This window comes from Pseudomonas sp. G11 (assembly GCF_029457515.1).
Classification (GTDB): domain Bacteria; phylum Pseudomonadota; class Gammaproteobacteria; order Pseudomonadales; family Pseudomonadaceae; genus Aquipseudomonas; species Aquipseudomonas gorinensis.
The window spans coordinates 4,939,033-4,956,584 of record NZ_CP120377.1 but is presented as its reverse complement, the minus strand read 5'-3'; the positions used below and the strand labels follow the sequence as shown (position 1 = coordinate 4,956,584).

The following is a 17,552-nucleotide window of genomic DNA, read 5'->3' as shown; positions in this document are numbered from 1 at the left end:
TCGGCGCCATCGGGGGCAAGCCCCCTCCCACAATTGGATCTCCACAGGTCAGAGATCTCCATAGGTCAGGTAGACCTCGGCCTGGTTTTGCTCTGTCTTTTGCTGCCTTGGAACCGACCGGTGTTGTGGCTGGTGTACTCGGTAAAAATGTGGGAGGGGGCTTGCCCCCGATGAGGGTGTGTCAGTCACTTATTGGTTAACTGACCCGGCGCCATCGGGGGCAAGTCGAATCGTCGCACCGCCCCTCCCACAATTGGATCTTCATAGATCAGATATCTCTGCAAGTCAGGTAGACCTCATTCTGCTTTTGCTTTGCTTTGCTTTGCTTTGCTTTGCTTTGCTTTGCTTTGCTTTGCTTTGCTTTGCTTTGCTTTGCTTTGCTTTGCTTTGCTTTGCTTTGCTTTTGCTCTGCTTTTGCTCTGGCTTTTGATCTTGATCTTAGGCGCCCCGTTAAACCACGCTGGCCGAACGCAGGCTTGAATCCGTGGGTAACCCGGCAGGACGCCGGGTTAGCCGTCCTGGGCCAGGGATGGCCCATGACGGCGGCCCACGGATTCAAGCCTTCGTTCGGGCACACCGAGCCTAAGCGAGGTGCCGAGTGGTGGGGCAAGAGCCCTTTTGGTTACTTTTGGGGCTCTTTTCCAAAAGTGACCCGCCGTAAGGGCGGAACCGCCAGTCGCCGTTACCGCAGAAATGGATATGTACACGGACCACCCGCCATTACCGCAGCAACGGATATGCCCCCCAACCCCCCAACCGCCCCCCAAAAAATTGCCCCCCACCCAATCCCAAATGAAGCTTTCATGACAAAAGTTCGGTAGCTCCCCCCCATCCCCGTCTTGCCTATGTAACGCGCTGGAGGCGACCACAAATCACCTCCCCAGCCGTCAGCAGGACGCCAGGAGTGGGGCAAATGGGAACTATGGAACGTTACTCGAAAGTCGGCATGCAGGAGCTCGACCAGCGCCTGTCGAAGATCGTCGAAGCCGCGCGCAAGAAACCGGTCTCGGTGTACCGCTACGGCGCACCGTGGGTGTGGATCGTCTCCCAGGACGATTGGCAGGGCGCCTTGAAGGAAGTCTCCAGCTACATCCCGGCGAGCCATTCGCTGGTGTTGCTGCGCCCGCAGATCGACGAGGTGTTCGACCGGCACCCCGACCTGCTGCAGCCCACACCGGGGATGCTGATCGCACCGCGCACCGTGCTGCAGATCCTGTTGTTGCAACTGCTGTACTCGGTGCCCAGCGAACAGCAACTGCACGAGCAGCTCAACTACAACCTGCTGTTCCGCTGGTTCGTCGGCCTCGACCTGCACCAGAAGGTGTGGGGCCTCCACGTCCTGCAACGCGACATTGCCACCTTGCTGAACAACCCTCGGGCGGTGCAGCTGATCCAGACCATCATCGGTGACGTGTTTGGCGGCGCCTTGCTGCACATGCAGGAGTTCTCCCTGAACTTCGCGCTGCTGCACACCTGGCTGGCCCGGCACAGCCAGCTTTCGACCATCCGCAATTGAGCAGGCCAAACGCCATACACACGGCGACGGCGCAATATTTTAGACACTTAGGGGGCTGTGTGGAGCATCTGTTCAAGTCAACGTTGGCGTTGTGCTGCCTGACGCTGGGCGCCTTCGCGCAGCCGGTGCTGGCCGAAGAGGGCGAAGCCCCGGCGCGCCGGGTGGACGTCAACGAGTACTTCGTGCGCGGCAATACCGTGCTCGATGCCGCAACGATCGAGGAGGCGGTGTACCCGTTTCTCGGCCCGCAAAAGACCCTGGGCGATATCGAAGGCGCCCGCGATGCGTTGCAGAAGATCTACCAGGCACGGGGTTACCAGTCGGTGTTTGTGGAACTGCCCGAGCAGAAGGTCGATGACGGCATCGTGTTCCTGCAAGTCAGCGAAACCAAGGTCGGCCGCGTGCGCGTCGTTGGGGCCAAGCATTACTCACCCGTGGAAATTCGCGAAGAAGTGCCGGGCCTGAAAGAGGGCGCCGTGCCGGATTTCACCTCGGTGCAAAGCCAGCTGGCCGGGCTCAACCGCAGCGCCGGTCGGCAGGTTACGCCGCTGGTTCGCGAAGGCCAGCGCCCCGGCACCATGGACGTGGATTTGCAGGTGGAAGACCAGAACCCCTGGCACGCCAGTCTCGGCCTGAACAACGACTACAGCGCCGACACCGAGAAGCTGCGCTCGGTCGCGACCCTGGGCTACGACAACCTCTGGCAACTGGGCCACAGCATTTCCCTGACCTACTTCACCGCCCCCGAGGACAGCTCGAATGCCAAGGTCTGGTCGGGTTCCTACAGTGCCCCGCTGGATGAGCGCTGGACCTTGCAGTTCTCCGGCTACCAGTCCGACAGCAACATCGCCACCATCGGCGGCAGCAACGTGTTGGGCAAGGGCCACTCCTACGGGGTATCGGCCATCTACAACCTGCCGGCGGCAGGCAACTGGGCCAATTCGTTTTCGTTCGGGATCGACTTCAAGGATTTCGACGAGGAGATGAGGTTCGGCAACAGCAGCGACCAGGTACCGCTCAAGTACGCACCGTTGACCTTTGGCTACAACGGTTATCGCTACACCGAGCAATCCCAGTTGGGGCTGGGCTTGAACCTGATCGTCGGCACCCGCGCATTTTTTGGTTATGGCAGCGACGCTAAAGCGTTCGACAACAAGCGCTACAAGGCCAGTGCCAGCTTCGCCGTGCTCAAGGGCGACCTGAATTACACCTACACCTTCGCCAACGATTGGCAGTCGGCGAGCAAGGCCGGCTTCCAGTTGGCCTCGGGGCCGCTGGTGTCCAACGAGCAGTATTCCGCCGGTGGCGCCACCTCGGTGCGCGGCTACCTGGCGGCCGAGCGCACCGGGGATGAAGGTTTCCTGCTCTCCCAGGAGTTGCGCACACCGTCCCTGGCCAAGTTCCTCGGTAGCTACGTACAGGAGTGGCGCTTCTATGCGTTCGCTGAAGGTGCGCGCCTGCGCCTGCATGACCCGCTGCCCGAGCAGGAAGACGAATACAGCCTGGCCAGTGTCGGCCTGGGCACCCGCGCCAGTTTGAGCAAATGGTTGTCCGGCAGCCTGGATTGGGGCTACCCGCTGCTCGACGGACCGAACACCCAGAAACAGGACTCGCGACTGCACTTCAGTGTGCAGGCGACTTTCTGACCCTTTTCCCCGGAGACTCTTCCCATGCAACGCCTAATCCTGAGCCTGTTGATCTGCCTGGGCTTCGCGCTCCCGGCCACTGCCCATGCCTGGTGGCAAGACGACTGGCATTACCGCAAACAGATCAGCGTGGACACCACCGCCCAAGGCGCGGCGATCAGCCAGGCCCTGGGCCGTACCGCGCTGTTGGTGCGCCTGCACACCGGCAACTTCACCTTTGACGGGGTCAAGGATGACGGCAGCGACCTGCGCTTTGTCAGTGCCGATGACAAGACGGTATTCAACCACCAGATTGAAAGCTTCGACCCGCTGATGGGCATGGCGCTGATCTGGGTCGATGTGCCCAAGGTCGAGGGCGGCCAACGCCAGGACCTGTGGATGTACTACGGCAACCAGAAGGCCCCGGCTACGGCAAACGGCCAGTTGACCTTCGACCCGAACTACACCGCGATCTACCACTTTGACGGCGCCAATGCGACGCCGCCGCGTGACACCACGGCCTATGCCAACACCGCGCTGAACGCCACCGGCACCAGCATCGACGGTGTGATCGGCCGCGCCTTGCAGTTCGGCGGCCAGCCGCTGCTGTTGCCGGCCAGCCCATCGCTGCAACACGCCGCGGGTGGCGCCTTCACCTTCAGCGCCTGGCTGCGCCTGGACCAGGCCAGCGGCGAGCAAATCGTCGTGGCCCGACGTGAGGGGCCCCACAGCCTGTTGCTGGGCGTGAACCAGGGCATGCCGTTTGTCGAGATCGACGGCCAGCGCGCGGCGTCGACCCAGCCGCTCAACCCTGGCCAATGGCAGCACCTGGCGTTCACCGCCGAGGGTGAAAAAGTCGCGCTGTATGTCAATGGCCGCGAAACCGCGAGCCTGGCAGTGGCCATGCCCGCGCTGAATTCACAATGGGCGATTGGCGCCGACCTGCCCGAAGCCGGTAGCACGCACCTGCCGTTCGCCGGGGCCATCGATGAGTTGCGCCTGTCCAAGGTGGCCCGCCCGGCTGCGCTGTTGCTGGCCGACGCGAGCGCCCAGGGCGCCGAGTCGAAACTGGTGGCCTACGGGGTGGATGAAGAGCAGTCGGGCTTCGGTTTCGGCAGCCTGGGCTTTTTGCTCAAAGCCGTGCCGGCGGACGCCTGGGTGATCATCCTGGTGCTGGTGGCGATGATGTTCCAGTCGTGGTTCATCATGATCCGCAAGAACCGCATGGTCAGCCGCGTGAGCAGTGCCAACGAGGTATTTCGCGAACAGTTCGCGCAGATCGGCACGCGCCTGGAAATGTTCTATGACGACGCCGTGCTCGCCGAACGCCTGACGCATTCCTCGCTGTGGCGCCTGTACCGTGTGGCGATCAAGGAGATCCGCACCCGTCGCGCCCAGGGCGCCGACACGTCGTCGGTGTCGGCGGCGACCATCGAAGCCATCCGCTGCTCCATGGACGGCGTGCGCACCCGTGAAAACCAGGCGCTCAGTTCCAAACTCTCGACCTTGTCCAACGCCATCGCCGGCGGCCCGTATATCGGCCTGCTCGGTACGGTGCTGGGGATCATGGTGGTGTTCCTCGGCACGGCCATGGCCGGCGACGTGAATATCAACGCCATCGCCCCAGGCATGGCGGCCGCCTTGCTGGCCACGGCCATGGGGCTGTTCGTCGCGATTCCCGCACTGTTTGGCTACAACCGCCTGATCACGCGCAACAAGGAAGTCAGCGCCGACATGCGCGTGTTTGTCGACGAGTTCATCACCCGCCTGGCGGAGATGCACGGCGAGAGCCAGTTCAGTGAAGCGGGGCACCGTGCTCCGCACCACGCGCCGGTTTCGGCCTGAGGAGAATCGCCATGGCTTCCGTAAATGCCTCCCACGACGATGATGACGACGCGGCTGTCGACAGCATCAACATCACGCCCTTGGTGGACGTGCTGATGGTGGTGCTGGTGATGTTTATCCTCACCGCTACCGCCCAGGTCTCGGGCATCCAGATTCACTTGCCCAAGGCCAGCGCCTCGGTGTCGTTGTCCGAGGCCAAGACCAAGGCCATCTCGGTGAACGATGGCGGCCAGGTGTTCCTCGATGCCTACCCGGTCACCCTCGGCGAGCTGGAAGAACGCCTGCGCATCGAGAAAGCGCTGAACCCGGACTTCCCGGTGATCGTGCGCGGCGACGCCATGGTGCAGTACCAGAAGGTGATCGAGGTGCTCGATTTGCTGCGGCGGCTGGAGCTGTCCCAGGTCGGGCTGGTCACCGGCAAGCCGAGCCAGGGCTGAGCCATGACTGCACAGATCCCGATGCCGCCGTTGCCGGTAAAGAACAAGCCGCCGCTGCGCCCGCTGAAGTGGGGCGCCGGCCTGCTGCTGGGCGCCGTGGCGGCCTGGTTCCTCTGGCAATGGGCCAATGACATGAGTGGCGTACGCCGCGAAGCGCCGAAGGTGCCGACGATTATCCCGTTGCCGCCACCGCCGCCACCGCCGCCGGAAAAACCCAAGGAACCCGAGCCCAAGGTCGAGGAAAAAGTCCCTGAGCCGGTGCCCACCCCTGAACCCGAGGAGGTCAAGCCGGCAGAAGAAGCACCGCCTTCGCCGGTTGATGATCTGGCCAACCCGATGCAGATCGACGGCGACGCGCAATCGGGCAATGACGCTTTCAACATCGGCGCGGGCAAGGGCGGCGGCATGGCGGGCAGTGGCGGCGGTGGCCTCGGTGCCGGTACCTACAAGCAGTACCTGGCCGGCGTGTTTCAGCGCCTGCTGAGGGAAGACCCGGAGTTACGCAAGAAGGCCTACGCGGTACAGGCGGACGTGTGGTTGAGCGCCGAGGGCCAGGTCACGCGGGTTGAACTGGCCAAGTCCAGCGGCGACGCCGAGACCGACGCCCAGGTGCTGGCGGCCTTGCGCACACCCCATGCCACGCAACGTGTTCCTGCGTCAGTGACCCTGCCGGTACGCCTGTCCCTCAAGGGTCGGCGTCCGGATTGAACAAACCTACTTATTCGCAGTTTTTTACAGGAGTTGCGTACACATGATTTCCCCCGTGAATCGACTGACCCTGGCGGTCGGCATGGTCATCGCGACCCTGGTCGGCCAGGCGGCTGCAGCCCCGGTCGCGCCTTCGGAAAACGTCACGATCAACCTCATCCGCCTGCTGGTGCAACAAGGCGTACTGACCCAGGACACCGCCAATGGGCTGATTGCCCAGGCGGAAAAAGAAGCCCAGCAGGCACGCCAGGCCAATGCCGCTCCGGTGGTCGCCAGCGGCCCGGCGGCGGCGCCTGGGGATGTGCGCGTGCAGTACGTGCCGCAGGCGGTGCGCGACCAGATCCGCGACCAGGTCAAAGCCGAGGTGATGGCCACCGCCAAGCAGGAAAACTGGGCCCAGCCCAATACCTTCCCGGATTGGGTCTCGCGCATCAGCTTCGATGGCGATATCCGCCTGCGTGATGAGTCGCGCTATTTCTCAGGCAACAACAGCCCGGAAATCACCGACTTCGCCAAGCTCAATGACACCGGCCCGTATGACGTCAACAAGAACTCGAACACCAAGTTCCCGCCGTTGATCAACACCACCCAGGACCGCGAGAACCTGTTCCGCCTGCGCGCGCGCCTGGGCATGAAAGCGGTGATCTCGCCGGAGTGGACCGCGGGTATTCGCCTGGGCACCGGCTCTGACAATAACCCGGTGTCCACCACCCAGACCCTGGGCGGTGGCTTTGGCAAGAAGGACATCTGGCTCGACCAGGGTTACCTGAGCTGGAAAGCCAACGATGCCATGACCCTGACCGCGGGGCGTATCGCCAACCCGTTCTACTCCACCGACATGATGTACTCCACCGACCTCAATTTCGACGGCGTGGCCGCGATCTTCAATCACACGCTCAGCAACGAATGGGGCCTGTTCGGCACCCTGGGTGCGTTCCCGGTCGAATACACCTCGGATGCGGCCACTACCAACGGCATCGACAAGCAAGACAGTGAGACCAAGTGGCTGTTCGGTGGGCAGATCGGCGCGGACTGGAAGATCAACCGCAGCAACCGCCTCAAGCTGGCCGCGGCGTACTACCAGTTCCAGGATATCGAGGGTGAACGCTCCAGCCCTTGCTCGACGTGGAAGGGCGCACCCGGTTGCGACACTGACGGCACCCGCGTGGCCTTTATGCAAAAAGGCAACAGCGTGTTCAACCTGCGCAACAACACCACCAACCCGGCCACCCCAACCACCACCCCGGACCCACAATACGTGGGCCTGGCATCCAAGTTCGATGTGCTGGACCTCAACCTGGTCTGGGACAGCGAACTGCCGAGCGACTTCAAGCTGCGCACCCAGGGTAACTTCATCCACAACCTGGCCTACGACAAGGGCGAAATGCTCAAGCGCAGCGAAGGCGAGATCGTCAACAACATCAACAGCAATGGCCAGTTTGAAAGTGGCGGCAATGCCTTGATGGTCTCCTTCACCCTCGGCAGCGCGCTGGAGATGCGCAAGCGCGGCGACTGGAACGTATTGGCTGGCTACAAGTACATCCAGCCGGACGCCTTGCCCGACGGCTTCAACGACTCCTCGTTTCACCTGGGCGGCACCAACGCCAAGGGGTATTTCATTGGCGGCAACTACGGTATCGACAAGAACATCTACGCCAGTGCGCGTTGGTTGAGCGCATCCGAAGTGTATGGCGCGCCGTTTGAAGTCGATGTGATGCAACTGGAACTCAACACGCGCTTTTGATGCGCAGGAGATGCCACATGAACACGCGAATATGCGCGCTGCTGTTGGCGCTGGTCGCCACCGGGGCTTCGGCCGAAGGCATGGAAGAGCGCCTGCGCACGCAACTGCGCAGCACCACCCAGCAGTTGCAGGCGCTGCAAAGCGAACAGGCCCAGGCCAGCGCTGCACGCCTGGCCGCTGAAAACCAGGCCAAGCAAGCCCAGGCGCAGATCAAGCAACTGACCGCCGAGCTGGAAAAAGCCCGTGGTACGGCTGAGCAACTGGCCGGCCAGCAACAGAGCCTGCACAGCCAGGCGCAGGCCCAGGTGGCGGCGAGCAACGAGCAGATCGGCAAGTTCAAGAAGGCCTATGAAGAACTGCTGGCCCTCGCCAAGGGCAAAGAGGCCGAGCGCGCGCGGCTGCAAGCACAATTGAGTGAACGTGACACACAAGTGCAGCAATGTTCAGCCAAGAATCAACAAATGTACGGCGTGGCCCAGCAGTTGCTCGCGGCCTACGAAAAAATCGACGTGGCCGAGGTGATGAGTATTCGCCAGCCCTTCGCCAGTGGTGCGCGGGTCAAGTTCGAGGAACTGGCCCAGGGCTTTGGCGACGATTTGTACAAGACCCGTTATGACGCGCCCCAGGCAGCTGCCACTCACTGATAGACAAGGAAGAGATCCCCATGAGCGAATTGATCACCGGCGTGACCGTCCAGAGTTTGACCGAGCTGTTGCAAGAGGCCGGCTACCGGGTCAACCAGAGCGAACAGAACGGCATCGTGCAACTGCTCAGCGCCAGCCAGGGCATCGGCTATGCCGTGCGCTTTGGCAACCCGTCGGCAGAGCCGGGCAGCTATGTGGACTTCACCTACAGCTGCGCGCTGCGGGTACAGGGCGCATTGCCCGAGGGCCTGGCCCAGGTGTGGAATGCCTCGCGCCGCTTTGCGCGGTTGTCGTTGCAGGGCGAGTTCCTGCTGATGGAAATGGACGTGGTGGTGGCCGGCGTTGGCGCCACGCACCTGCGCAGCCAGCTGGAGCTGTGGGACCGCCTGTTGCAGGAATTTATCGTCTACCTGCGTGAATACAGCCAACAGGCTGCGCAGTTGCAGGCCCAGGCGGCTGAACCCGTGGCTGAAGAGGCGCCGATCCTGTGAAAAAGCCAACCTTGCTTGTCGGCGCCGGTGCGCTGACGTTGCTGGTGGTGGCGGTGGGGCTGAGCCTGCGCCCGGGCAGCGACCCGGTCGCCGCGCAGCAGCCGGCGCCCGCCGTCAGCCCCGAACAGGGCGGGCCAGCCGTGGCACGCCTGGGCAACCAGCACATTGACCTGACTGAACTGAAAAGCGTGCTGGCGAGCCTGCCGGCCGAAACCCGTGAGCAACTGCGCGGTAACCGCGGCGCCCTGGAGACCTGGCTGCGTTCGCGCCTGGCGCAGAAGGCCGTGCTCGAACAGGCCGACGCCCAGGGCTGGCGCCAGCGCCCGGAGGTGGAGCAACAGACCCGCGCCGCCACCGAGCAGATCGTGTTCCGCGACTACATGCTCTCGGTCAGCCAGGTGCCGGCCGATTACCCCAGCGCCGCCGAGTTGCAACAAGCCTACGACAGCGGCAAGGCGCAGTGGGTGACGCCGCCGATGTATCGGGTCAGCCAGATTTTCCTGGCGGTGGATGGCCCGCAAAGCGTCGACGCGGTGCGGCGCCAGGCCCAGGAACTGAGCCGCAAGGCCCAGGCGGCGCCGGCGGATTTTGCCGCCCTGGCCGCGCAATATTCCCAGGACCCCGGCACTGCGCAACAGGGCGGCGATTCGGGCTTGCAGCCGTTGCAGCAACTGGTACCGCAGGTGCGCGAGGTGGTCTCGCGGCTCAAGGTCGGCGCGGTGTCGGACGCGGTGCAGAGCGCGGCGGGTTTTCATGTGCTCAAGCTCACCGCGCAGCAACCGGCGCGTACCGCCACCCTCGACGAACTGCGCGAGCGCCTGACCCAGGCCCTGCGCGCCCAACGTCAGGAGCAGATTGCCAAGGCGTACCTCGAAGGCATGCTCAACACCGCCACCTTGAGCATCGACGGAGCACAGCTGAACACCGTGCTGGAGTGATACGCGTCGATCGCATTGGATGCACAAGCCCCACAAGACAGGGAGTCTCCCATGGCATTTCTAGAACCGTCCGGCCCCCAGGGGCCTGCACCCTATCGCGAGCCGAACCCGGTGCGCGGCGCCTGGCTGGCATTAGCCAGCGAGATCGAGCCGGAGGTGGTGCGCTACTTCCTGGTCAGTGCGCGTTGCGGCTGTTTCATGCAGGCCGCGCGCAGCCTGAATATCAAGGCGACCCTGCTGCGCAAACGCCTGGCGCAGCTGGAGGAACAGCTGCACCATTCGCTGTTCAGCTACCAGGGCAATGGCCTGGTCCTCAGTCGCGACGGCCAGCAACTGCAAGCGCAATTGGCCGCCCTGGCCCATGAGCGGCGCCTGCCGGTGCTGGAGCAGCCGTTGATCCGCCTGGCGGTGGCCGAACCGATCCTGCACGACATCCTTGGCCGCGACCTGATCGCCTTGCTGCGCCGCAACGCCAGCGTGCGCCTGGAGATCATCTCCCTGGACAGCCAACTGTCACTGCAGGCGGTGGACGTGGATGTGGTGCTGTGGCTCTCCGACGCGGATGGCCCCGCGCCGGGCCCGAGTTTCCCCACCGAGCCACCGAAGCGCCTGGCGCGCTTGCACTACTTGCCGCATATCGCCAAGCGCTACTCGCGACTGACGACGCGCCCCGACAGTGTCGACGACCTCGCCGACTACATGCTGGTGCAGTGGCGACCCGACATACAGGTCGACGCCTTGCAGCCCTGGAACCGCGTGGTGGAACAACGCCTGGCGGCAGTGGTGCAGGTGCAGGCCTATTCGCTGATGCTGGAGATGATTCGCTGCGGCGCGTGCATCGGCTTGTTGCCGCATTACATGAGCAGCTTCGACCGTGGGCTGGTGGCCTTGCCGGGCTTGCTCGCCGAGAGCATGCAGCGCCAGGTGTGGCTGGCGGTGAACGCACAGGTGCAGCACGCCGAGGCCGTGCAGATGATTGTCGAGTTGATCGTCAGTACGTTCGACGGGCGGCGCGAGTGGTTTGATTAACGCTGCAACACCCCACGAAACGTCGCGCTCAGCGCACGCAATGTTTCACGGGAGCGTGTGTCACTGATGCGGCTGTAGAGCACCACTTCACTCACGGGCAAGGCGGGCAAACCGTATTGCCCACTCACCTCCACAGCGCCGGCCGGTGCCACGCGGTGGGCGAGGGCGGCCACGCCCAACCCGGCGCTGACCGCTGCCCCCACCGCCATCACGCCGCCGCCGACAAACACTTCGGCCCAGTCGATGCGCGCGGCATCCAGTGCCTGTGTCGCCAACTGGCGAACGCCGCAGGGCGCGGCCATGGTCGCCATGCGCAACGGCGTGCCTGGGCTGTGTTGCCAGCCGGGCGCGGCAAACCAGCCAAAACGTTCCACCGCCAAGACTTCGCCGTCCTGGCGATCGCCTTCGTTGCGCACGATCACGGCGTCCAGTTCGTTGCGGTCGAACGCGCCGACCAGGTCGCGGGAGGAGGCGATGCGCACTTCCAGGATCACCAGCGGGTCGTAGGCGGCGAGACGGCTTAGCCAGGAGGGTAAGTCCGGCCCGGCCACGTGGTCGCTGATGCCGATCACCAGGCGCCGGGAGGCGTGACTGCCGAGGTCGGCCAGGGCGCGTTCATGGGCATTGAGCAGGGCGCGGGCCGCGACGATAAAGCGTTCGCCCTGGGGCGACAGCCGCACATGGCGGGGGGTGCGCTCCAGCAGGCGATAACCCAGGCGCTCTTCAAGGCGCTTGAGCTTGAGGCTGATGGCGGCCTGGGAGGTGTCGAGGGCTTCGGCGGCGCGGGTGAAACTGGCGAAATCGGCGACCAGCACAAACGCCTGCACGGTGTCGATATCCAGGGGTTTGGGCGCATCGGTCATATCAAATCCTTATCGCACTTATATTGGGTGATATCTTGTTGAAATCATCGCCGCTGCGCAAGCTGGACCCTCAATTTGCACGGGAGCTTTTCCATGTTTGCCAAACAGTATTCACATCGCTTGCCTGCCGACTACGACATGGGCGTGATTCGCCAGCGCGCGACGCAATTGGGGCCGTTATGGGACGGCACCGAGGGTTTGATTTTCAAGGCCTTCATTGCTCAGGAGCACGGGCAGGGAGCGGGCGTGGGCAACCTGTATGCCTCGGTGTACCTGTGGTCGGACCCGTTGCAGGCCGCCGATTTTCTGCTGGGCGAACGCTTTCAAAAAGTGCTCGACAGCTTTGGTCGACCGCACATTGAAAGCTGGCTGCCGCTGGACGTGCAGCGCGGGCCGGCGCAGGGCGCCTTGAGCCTGTATCGAGAGGAGTGGGCGCTGGAACCGGGCGCAGACCGGGCCGCGAGGCTGGCCGAGGAGAAAGTACGCAACCGGCAGGTGGCGGACCGCCGCGATACGTTCGCGGTGCTCCTGGCTCTGGATGTGCAGGCCTGGCGCCTGGTGCGCATCACCGTATCGGCCCAGCCGGTGGCGGCGGAGCGTCCGGGCACGGGCTACCAGGTGCTCTATCTGGCGCAAGGCGTTGCGTCACAGGGCTAAGTGCGCCAGTCTTGGTGGCTTGATCTTTCCTGTCGCAGCGACTTGCAATGCATGCCACCCGTTTGACATTGATTTGCCATGCCCTCACCCCGCTGCAAAAGCGCGGGCGCTTCCCCGATGACGAATCGCTGGCGCTGAATGGGCCAGGTGCAACGCTGTCCCTGGCCGGTGGCTTCAAGAAAGGCCGGCGCCTGCTGTGTGGGCCTGAGGCCCGGACCCGCGAGACCGCGCGTCTGTTCGGCACCGACGCGGTGATCGAGCCGGCGCTGCGCGATGGCGATTTCGGCCAGTGGAAAGGCCAGGACATCGGTCAACTGGACAGCGATGCCTTGACGACCTGGCTCACCGACAGTGCCAGCGCTCCCCATGGCGGCGAGTCGGTGGACCAGATCTGCACGCGGGTGGCGCTGTGGATGGAATCCCTGGAAAGCCAGCCTGGCCATGTGTTGGCCGTCACCCATCCGTTTGTTATCCGCGCGGCGATGCTGTACGTCATGCGCTATCCCATCGCGCTGTTCCACCGCATTGATGTCGAGCCGTTGTCCGCCACCGAGCTGCGCTTCAACGGTGTCTGGCGCCTGCGCCTGGAAACTCACGCCTGGCCCCCCGAACATGGCAAAATCGCCGCCCCGCAATGAGAGCAACCCATGAAACGCATCCTGATCATCGGCATTGGCGCCGGCAACCCTGACTACATCACGATGCAGGCCGTGAAAGCACTGAATCGCACGGATGTGTTTTTCCTGATGGACAAGGGCCAGAGCAAAGACAAGCTGATCGACCTGCGCCGCGAGATCTGCGAGACCTATATCACCGAGCCTGGCTATCGCTTCGTCGAGGCCGATTGCCCCGAGCGGGTGCGCGGTGACATCGACTACACCACCGCCGTGCAGGACCTCAATCGCGACAAGCAGCAGACGTTCGAGCGCATGATCAACGAGCACCTGGCGGACGGTGAGGTGGGGGCTTTCCTGGCGTGGGGCGACCCGGCGTTGTACGACAGCACCATTCGTATCTTGCAGGCGATCCTGGCCAGCGGCCGCTGTGCCTTTGAGTTCGAGGTGATCCCCGGCATCACCAGCGTGCAGGCCCTGGCCGCGCAACACAAAGTCCCGCTGAACCGCATCGGCAAGTCCATCGAGATCACCACCGGGCGCCGCTTGGCGGCGGGGCAGGCGAGTGATGCCGATACCCTGGTGGTGATGCTCGATGCGGAAGATTCCTACCGTACGGTGGCCGACCAGGACCTGGATATCTACTGGGGCGCCTACCTGGGCACGCCGGATGAAATCCTGATCAGTGGCAAAGTCAGTGACGTGGCTGAACAGATCGAACGGGTGCGCAAGGCCGCGCGCCTGGACAACGGCTGGATCATGGACACTTATTTATTGCGCAAACCCTGAGGTCATTTCCCATGCTCAAACTGTTTGCCCTGGCGCTGACCCTGGTGGCCGGCGCCGCCCAGGCCGATGCCACCCTGCACACCGACTTGCCGTTGTCCTACCTGGAACAGACCCAGGGCGATGCGCGTAACCAGCCGTTGGTGATTTTCCTGCACGGGTTCGGCAGCAACGAGGAAGACTTGTTTGGCATCAAGGATGCGCTGCCGTCGACCTGGACCTACCTGTCAGCCCGCGCGCCCATGCCCGTGGACCCCCACGGGTTTCGCTGGTTTACCAAGACGCCCGGTGAGGGCGATTACGATGGGGTGACTGAGGATCTGCAGAGCAGTGCCAGGCTGATCAAGGACTTCGTCGGCAAGGCCACCGCCAAGTACCACACCCAGCCTGACCGGGTGTTCCTGGTGGGGTTCAGCCAGGGCGCGATCATGTCTTACGAAGTGGCATTGCGTGATCCTGGGCTGGTGCGCGGCATCGCAGCGCTCAGTGGCAGCGTGCTGCCGGTGCTCAAGGCTGAGCTCAAGCCGGATGAGCGCTTGAACAAACTGGCGATCTTTATTGGCCACGGCACCCTGGACCAGGCACTGCCGTATGAGTCGGCAACGCGGGCGAATGAGGTATTGGAGAAGATCGGGCTGAAGCCGGAGTTCCATACGTATCCGGGCATGAACCACACCGTCAGCGCAGCGGAAATCCAGGACCTGAAAGCCTGGTTGGAAAAAAGCTTGAAGTAAACGCGGTCAAAAGGGTGGGAGGGGAAGGCCCCTTAATGTGGCGAGCAGGCTTGTTGTGGCAAGCCCTAATGCCGTTCAGTTAAGCGTACATCGCCTTCTGTAGGAGCGAGCTTGCTCGCGAAAAACGTCAACGATCACGCGTGTTTCCTGAATCAACGCGGCGCCTGTGAGTTCTTCGCGAGCAAGCTCGCTCCTACAAAAAAGCCTTAACTGAACGGCATTAGGGCAAGCCCGCTCGCCACAACAAGCCTGCTCGGCTTACTTACCGCCGGTAATCTGCTTCACCAACTCCGCATGCCCCTTCACATCATCCGCCCGCGAAATGGCCTGGATCACCAGCAGGTGGTTGCCCGAACCACCGAGGAAGGTGGAGTTCAAGGTCTTGCCGCCGCCCTGGGTGGCGGTGCTGTCCACCTGGCGCAGACCCAGGCCCTTGAAGGTCAGTTTCTTTTCGTTTTGCTTCTTGAAATCGGGCAGGGCCGCGCTTTGGTCCTTGACGAAACCGGCGACCGCGCCGTCGAGGAACTGCGGGTCGTTATCCTGGATGGTCACCCCATCGTTACGCACGGTTTCGGCGACGATCACCACACTTTTCGTGGTCTGGTTCGCGTACATCGTGCCTTGGGTATCGGCGGTGCCATCCTCGGCCTTGCCGGCCGGCAAGGTATCGGCCGCATAGGCCTTGGGCAGGCTGAAGGTGAACTTGCCGCCCAAGGTGGAGATGGTCTGCGTGGCCGGCTTGGCCGCGGCGAAGGCGCTGCCGGCGCTGAGCGCAAGGGCCAGCAGGACGGCGGTCTTGGTGAAAGTGGCCATGGGGAAGCGCTCCAGTGGTGAACGAAATTGCGCGGTATTCTGTCAGAAATTTCGCAAGATCGTTCGTCCACTGCCTTACACCTTGTCGGACTCTTCCTCAAGTCGGTCCATTTCAAACAGTCGCGCCAGTTCCGCACGGGCTTCCTGGGCGGTTTGCATCACCTTGGCCGCGTCGTCATACACCGCGTGCTGGGCGGCGAGGACTTGCAGGTCGTGGTTCTTGAAGCGGTTGATGCGCGCATCGGCCTGGGCCTGGCTCAAACCGAGGCCCACCAAGGTGCGGCGGCTCATTTCCAGGCTGGAATAGAAGGTCTCGCGCACCGGTGACGCGTCCAGGTCCACCAGGCGGTGAACGTGCTGGCGGTTACGGGCGCGGGCGATGATTTTCATGTGCGGGAAGAGGCTGCGCACCAGTTCGGCGGTCTTGATATTGATCTCCGGGTCGTCCATGGCGATCACGAAGAACTCGGCCTGGTCGACCTTGGCCGCGTGCAGGATTTCCGGGCGCTGCGGGTCGCCGTAAAACACCGGCATACCGCCGAAACTGCGGGTCAGCTCGATGGTTTCCACCGAGGTGTCGAGGGCTATGAACGAGATGTTCTGCGCGCGCAGGATCCGCGCGACGATCTGGCCCATGCGGCCCATCCCGGCGATCACCACGCGCGGTGCGTCGCTTTCGATGGCGCGGTACTCCTCGGGCACTTCTACCGGTTTGACCCTGGGCTTGAACAGCTTCGGGCACACCAGCAACAGCAGCGGCGTAATGGCCATGGACAGGGTGATGGTCAACACCAGGATGTCGTACAGGTGCGGTTCGAACAGGCCCTGGTCGCGGCCGATCTTGAACACCACAAAGGCAAATTCACCGCCGGCCGCCAGCACCACGCCCAGGCGCAGGGCACTTTCGCGATTGAGGTCGCCCACCAGGCGGCCCACGGCATACAGCAGCGGCAGCTTGAGACCGATCAGCAACAGGGTCAGGCCGATCACCACCAGTGGCGAACTGAGCAACAGGCTGAGGTTGGCGCCCATGCCTACGCTGATAAAAAACAGACCCAGCAGCAGGCCCTTGAACGGTTCGATCTGGGACTCCAGCTCATGGCGGTATTCCGAGTCCGCCAGCAGCAGGCCGGCGAGGAACGCGCCGAGGGCCATGGACACGCCGACCAGCTCCATCAACCATGCGGTGCCGATCACCACCAGCAGGGCCGTGGCGGTGGACACTTCGCGCAGGCCGGTCTTGGCGACAATGCGAAACACCGGGCGCAACAGGTAGCGCCCGCCGATGATCACCACGGCGATGCTGCCGAGGATCTGCAACACGTGCTGCAAGCCTTGCGCTTCGTTGGTCGGGTGGTCGCTGCCGGCAAGCAGCGGCACCATGGCGATCAGCGGGATCGCGGCGATGTCCTGGAACAGCAGGATGGCAAAGGCCAGGCGCCCGTGGGGCTGGTTCAGCTCCTTGCGCTCGGCCAGGCTTTGCAGGCCGAAGGCGGTGGAGGACAACGCCAGGCCCAGCCCCAGCACGATTGCGCTGTTCCACGCCTGGCCAAACAGCCACAGCGCCACCGCGCCCATCACCAAGCCGGTGAGCAGCACCTGGGCCAGGCCGACACCGAACACCGCCTTGCGCATTACCCAGAGACGCTTTGGCGACAACTCCAGCCCGATGATGAACAGCAGCAACACCACGCCCAGTTCAGAGAACTGCGCAACGCTTTGCGGGTTGCCGATCAGCCCAAGCACTGACGGGCCGATGATGACGCCGGCGAACAGATACCCGAGCACCGCGCCCAATTGCAGGCGCTTGGCCAGGGGCACGGTCAGCACGGCGGCGAGCAGGAATACCACGGCTGCTTGTAACAGGTTGCCTTCATGGGGCATTGCGAACTCCAAAATCTTTAAAACCAATCGACAGGCGGCTATTAGAGCGCTTTTTACCGCTTCAAAATTGTGTTTTTGAGAGGTGTTTGCTTGAAGGCGGGGGAAGCATTTGAAGAAACCGCCGAAGGTCGGTCCTGAATACGCTGCCTGGCTGCATGCGTGCGATGTACGCGAACCGGGACATTATCCCGTGGTTTCCCGACGTTCAGCGCAAGATCGCTCCT

General features: G+C 63.2%; 18 protein-coding genes. 14 read left to right on the top strand and 4 right to left on the bottom strand.

All coding sequences use genetic code 11. The features are described from left to right. Positions 1-268: 268 nt before the first annotated feature. Positions 269-538: a hypothetical protein gene (locus tag P2T68_RS22755; protein WP_277378317.1), complete on the bottom strand. Its 270-nt coding sequence runs from the start codon at positions 536-538 to the stop codon at positions 269-271. 384 nt (positions 539-922) lie between these two features. On the opposite strand from P2T68_RS22755, the gene P2T68_RS22750 reads away from it, so the two are divergent. Genes P2T68_RS22750 through P2T68_RS22705 form a run of 10 tightly spaced genes read left to right on the top strand, consistent with a single transcriptional unit; the run spans position 923 to position 10,977 of the window. Continuing rightward, positions 923-1,516 (top strand): transposase, encoded by a 594-nt coding sequence (locus P2T68_RS22750; protein ID WP_102625581.1) that lies wholly within the window; start codon positions 923-925, stop codon positions 1,514-1,516. Between the two features lie 59 nt (positions 1,517-1,575). Then, a complete protein-coding gene (locus P2T68_RS22745) occupies positions 1,576-3,162 on the top strand; it encodes a ShlB/FhaC/HecB family hemolysin secretion/activation protein (protein ID WP_102625580.1) in 1,587 nt (528 codons plus the stop codon). 24 nt (positions 3,163-3,186) lie between these two features. Next, positions 3,187-4,986, top strand: a complete 1,800-nt coding sequence (locus P2T68_RS22740; RefSeq protein ID WP_024074821.1) for a MotA/TolQ/ExbB proton channel family protein — start codon at positions 3,187-3,189, stop codon at positions 4,984-4,986. Positions 4,987-4,997: 11 nt separating this feature from the next. After that, positions 4,998-5,423, top strand: coding sequence for a biopolymer transporter ExbD (locus P2T68_RS22735; RefSeq protein WP_010211136.1), 426 nt, complete (start codon positions 4,998-5,000; stop codon positions 5,421-5,423). 3 nt (positions 5,424-5,426) lie between these two features. After that, positions 5,427-6,131 carry an energy transducer TonB gene (locus tag P2T68_RS22730; protein WP_277378316.1) on the top strand — a complete coding sequence of 235 codons (705 nt, stop codon included), beginning with the start codon at positions 5,427-5,429 and terminating at the stop codon, positions 6,129-6,131. A 43-nt stretch (positions 6,132-6,174) separates the two neighbouring features. Beyond that, positions 6,175-7,875 (top strand): putative porin, encoded by a 1,701-nt coding sequence (locus P2T68_RS22725; protein ID WP_024074823.1) that lies wholly within the window; start codon positions 6,175-6,177, stop codon positions 7,873-7,875. Between the two features lie 17 nt (positions 7,876-7,892). Next, entirely contained in the window at positions 7,893-8,519 is a 627-nt protein-coding gene (locus P2T68_RS22720; RefSeq protein ID WP_024074824.1) for a hypothetical protein, read from the top strand. 20 nt (positions 8,520-8,539) lie between these two features. Next, positions 8,540-9,010, top strand: coding sequence for a YbjN domain-containing protein (locus tag P2T68_RS22715; protein WP_102625576.1), 471 nt, complete (start codon positions 8,540-8,542; stop codon positions 9,008-9,010). After that, positions 9,007-9,948 (top strand): peptidylprolyl isomerase, encoded by a 942-nt coding sequence (locus P2T68_RS22710; protein WP_069075761.1) that lies wholly within the window; start codon positions 9,007-9,009, stop codon positions 9,946-9,948. The genes P2T68_RS22715 and P2T68_RS22710 overlap by 4 nt, the downstream gene beginning before the upstream one ends. 51 nt (positions 9,949-9,999) lie before the next feature. After that, positions 10,000-10,977, top strand: coding sequence for a LysR family transcriptional regulator (locus tag P2T68_RS22705; RefSeq protein ID WP_277378315.1), 978 nt, complete (start codon positions 10,000-10,002; stop codon positions 10,975-10,977). Here the strand turns inward: P2T68_RS22705 and P2T68_RS22700 are convergent. After that, positions 10,974-11,840 carry a LysR family transcriptional regulator gene (locus P2T68_RS22700; protein ID WP_069075763.1) on the bottom strand — a complete coding sequence of 289 codons (867 nt, stop codon included), beginning with the start codon at positions 11,838-11,840 and terminating at the stop codon, positions 10,974-10,976. The genes P2T68_RS22705 and P2T68_RS22700 overlap by 4 nt on opposite strands. Positions 11,841-11,933: 93 nt before the next feature. On the opposite strand from P2T68_RS22700, the gene P2T68_RS22695 reads away from it, so the two are divergent. The 4 genes from P2T68_RS22695 to P2T68_RS22680 are packed head-to-tail and all read left to right on the top strand — an operon-like array spanning position 11,934 to position 14,631. Beyond that, the gene (locus tag P2T68_RS22695; protein ID WP_069075764.1) at positions 11,934-12,497 is read left to right on the top strand and encodes a DUF4865 family protein; all 564 of its coding nucleotides are present in this window, start codon (positions 11,934-11,936) and stop codon (positions 12,495-12,497) included. Between the two features lie 47 nt (positions 12,498-12,544). Then, positions 12,545-13,135, top strand: coding sequence for a histidine phosphatase family protein (locus tag P2T68_RS22690; protein WP_069075765.1), 591 nt, complete (start codon positions 12,545-12,547; stop codon positions 13,133-13,135). Between the two features lie 9 nt (positions 13,136-13,144). After that, the gene (cobF, locus tag P2T68_RS22685) at positions 13,145-13,900 is read left to right on the top strand and encodes a precorrin-6A synthase (deacetylating) (RefSeq protein ID WP_024074831.1); all 756 of its coding nucleotides are present in this window, start codon (positions 13,145-13,147) and stop codon (positions 13,898-13,900) included. An 11-nt stretch (positions 13,901-13,911) separates the two neighbouring features. Beyond that, entirely contained in the window at positions 13,912-14,631 is a 720-nt protein-coding gene (locus P2T68_RS22680; RefSeq protein ID WP_277378314.1) for an alpha/beta fold hydrolase, read from the top strand. Between the two features lie 258 nt (positions 14,632-14,889). On the opposite strand, the gene P2T68_RS22675 is transcribed toward P2T68_RS22680, so the two are convergent. Beyond that, positions 14,890-15,444 carry a hypothetical protein gene (locus P2T68_RS22675; protein ID WP_024074833.1) on the bottom strand — a complete coding sequence of 185 codons (555 nt, stop codon included), beginning with the start codon at positions 15,442-15,444 and terminating at the stop codon, positions 14,890-14,892. A 75-nt stretch (positions 15,445-15,519) separates the two neighbouring features. Continuing rightward, complete coding sequence (locus tag P2T68_RS22670; protein WP_150054648.1) at positions 15,520-17,328, bottom strand: monovalent cation:proton antiporter-2 (CPA2) family protein; 1,809 nt, start codon at positions 17,326-17,328, stop codon at positions 15,520-15,522. Positions 17,329-17,552 lie beyond the last annotated feature (224 nt).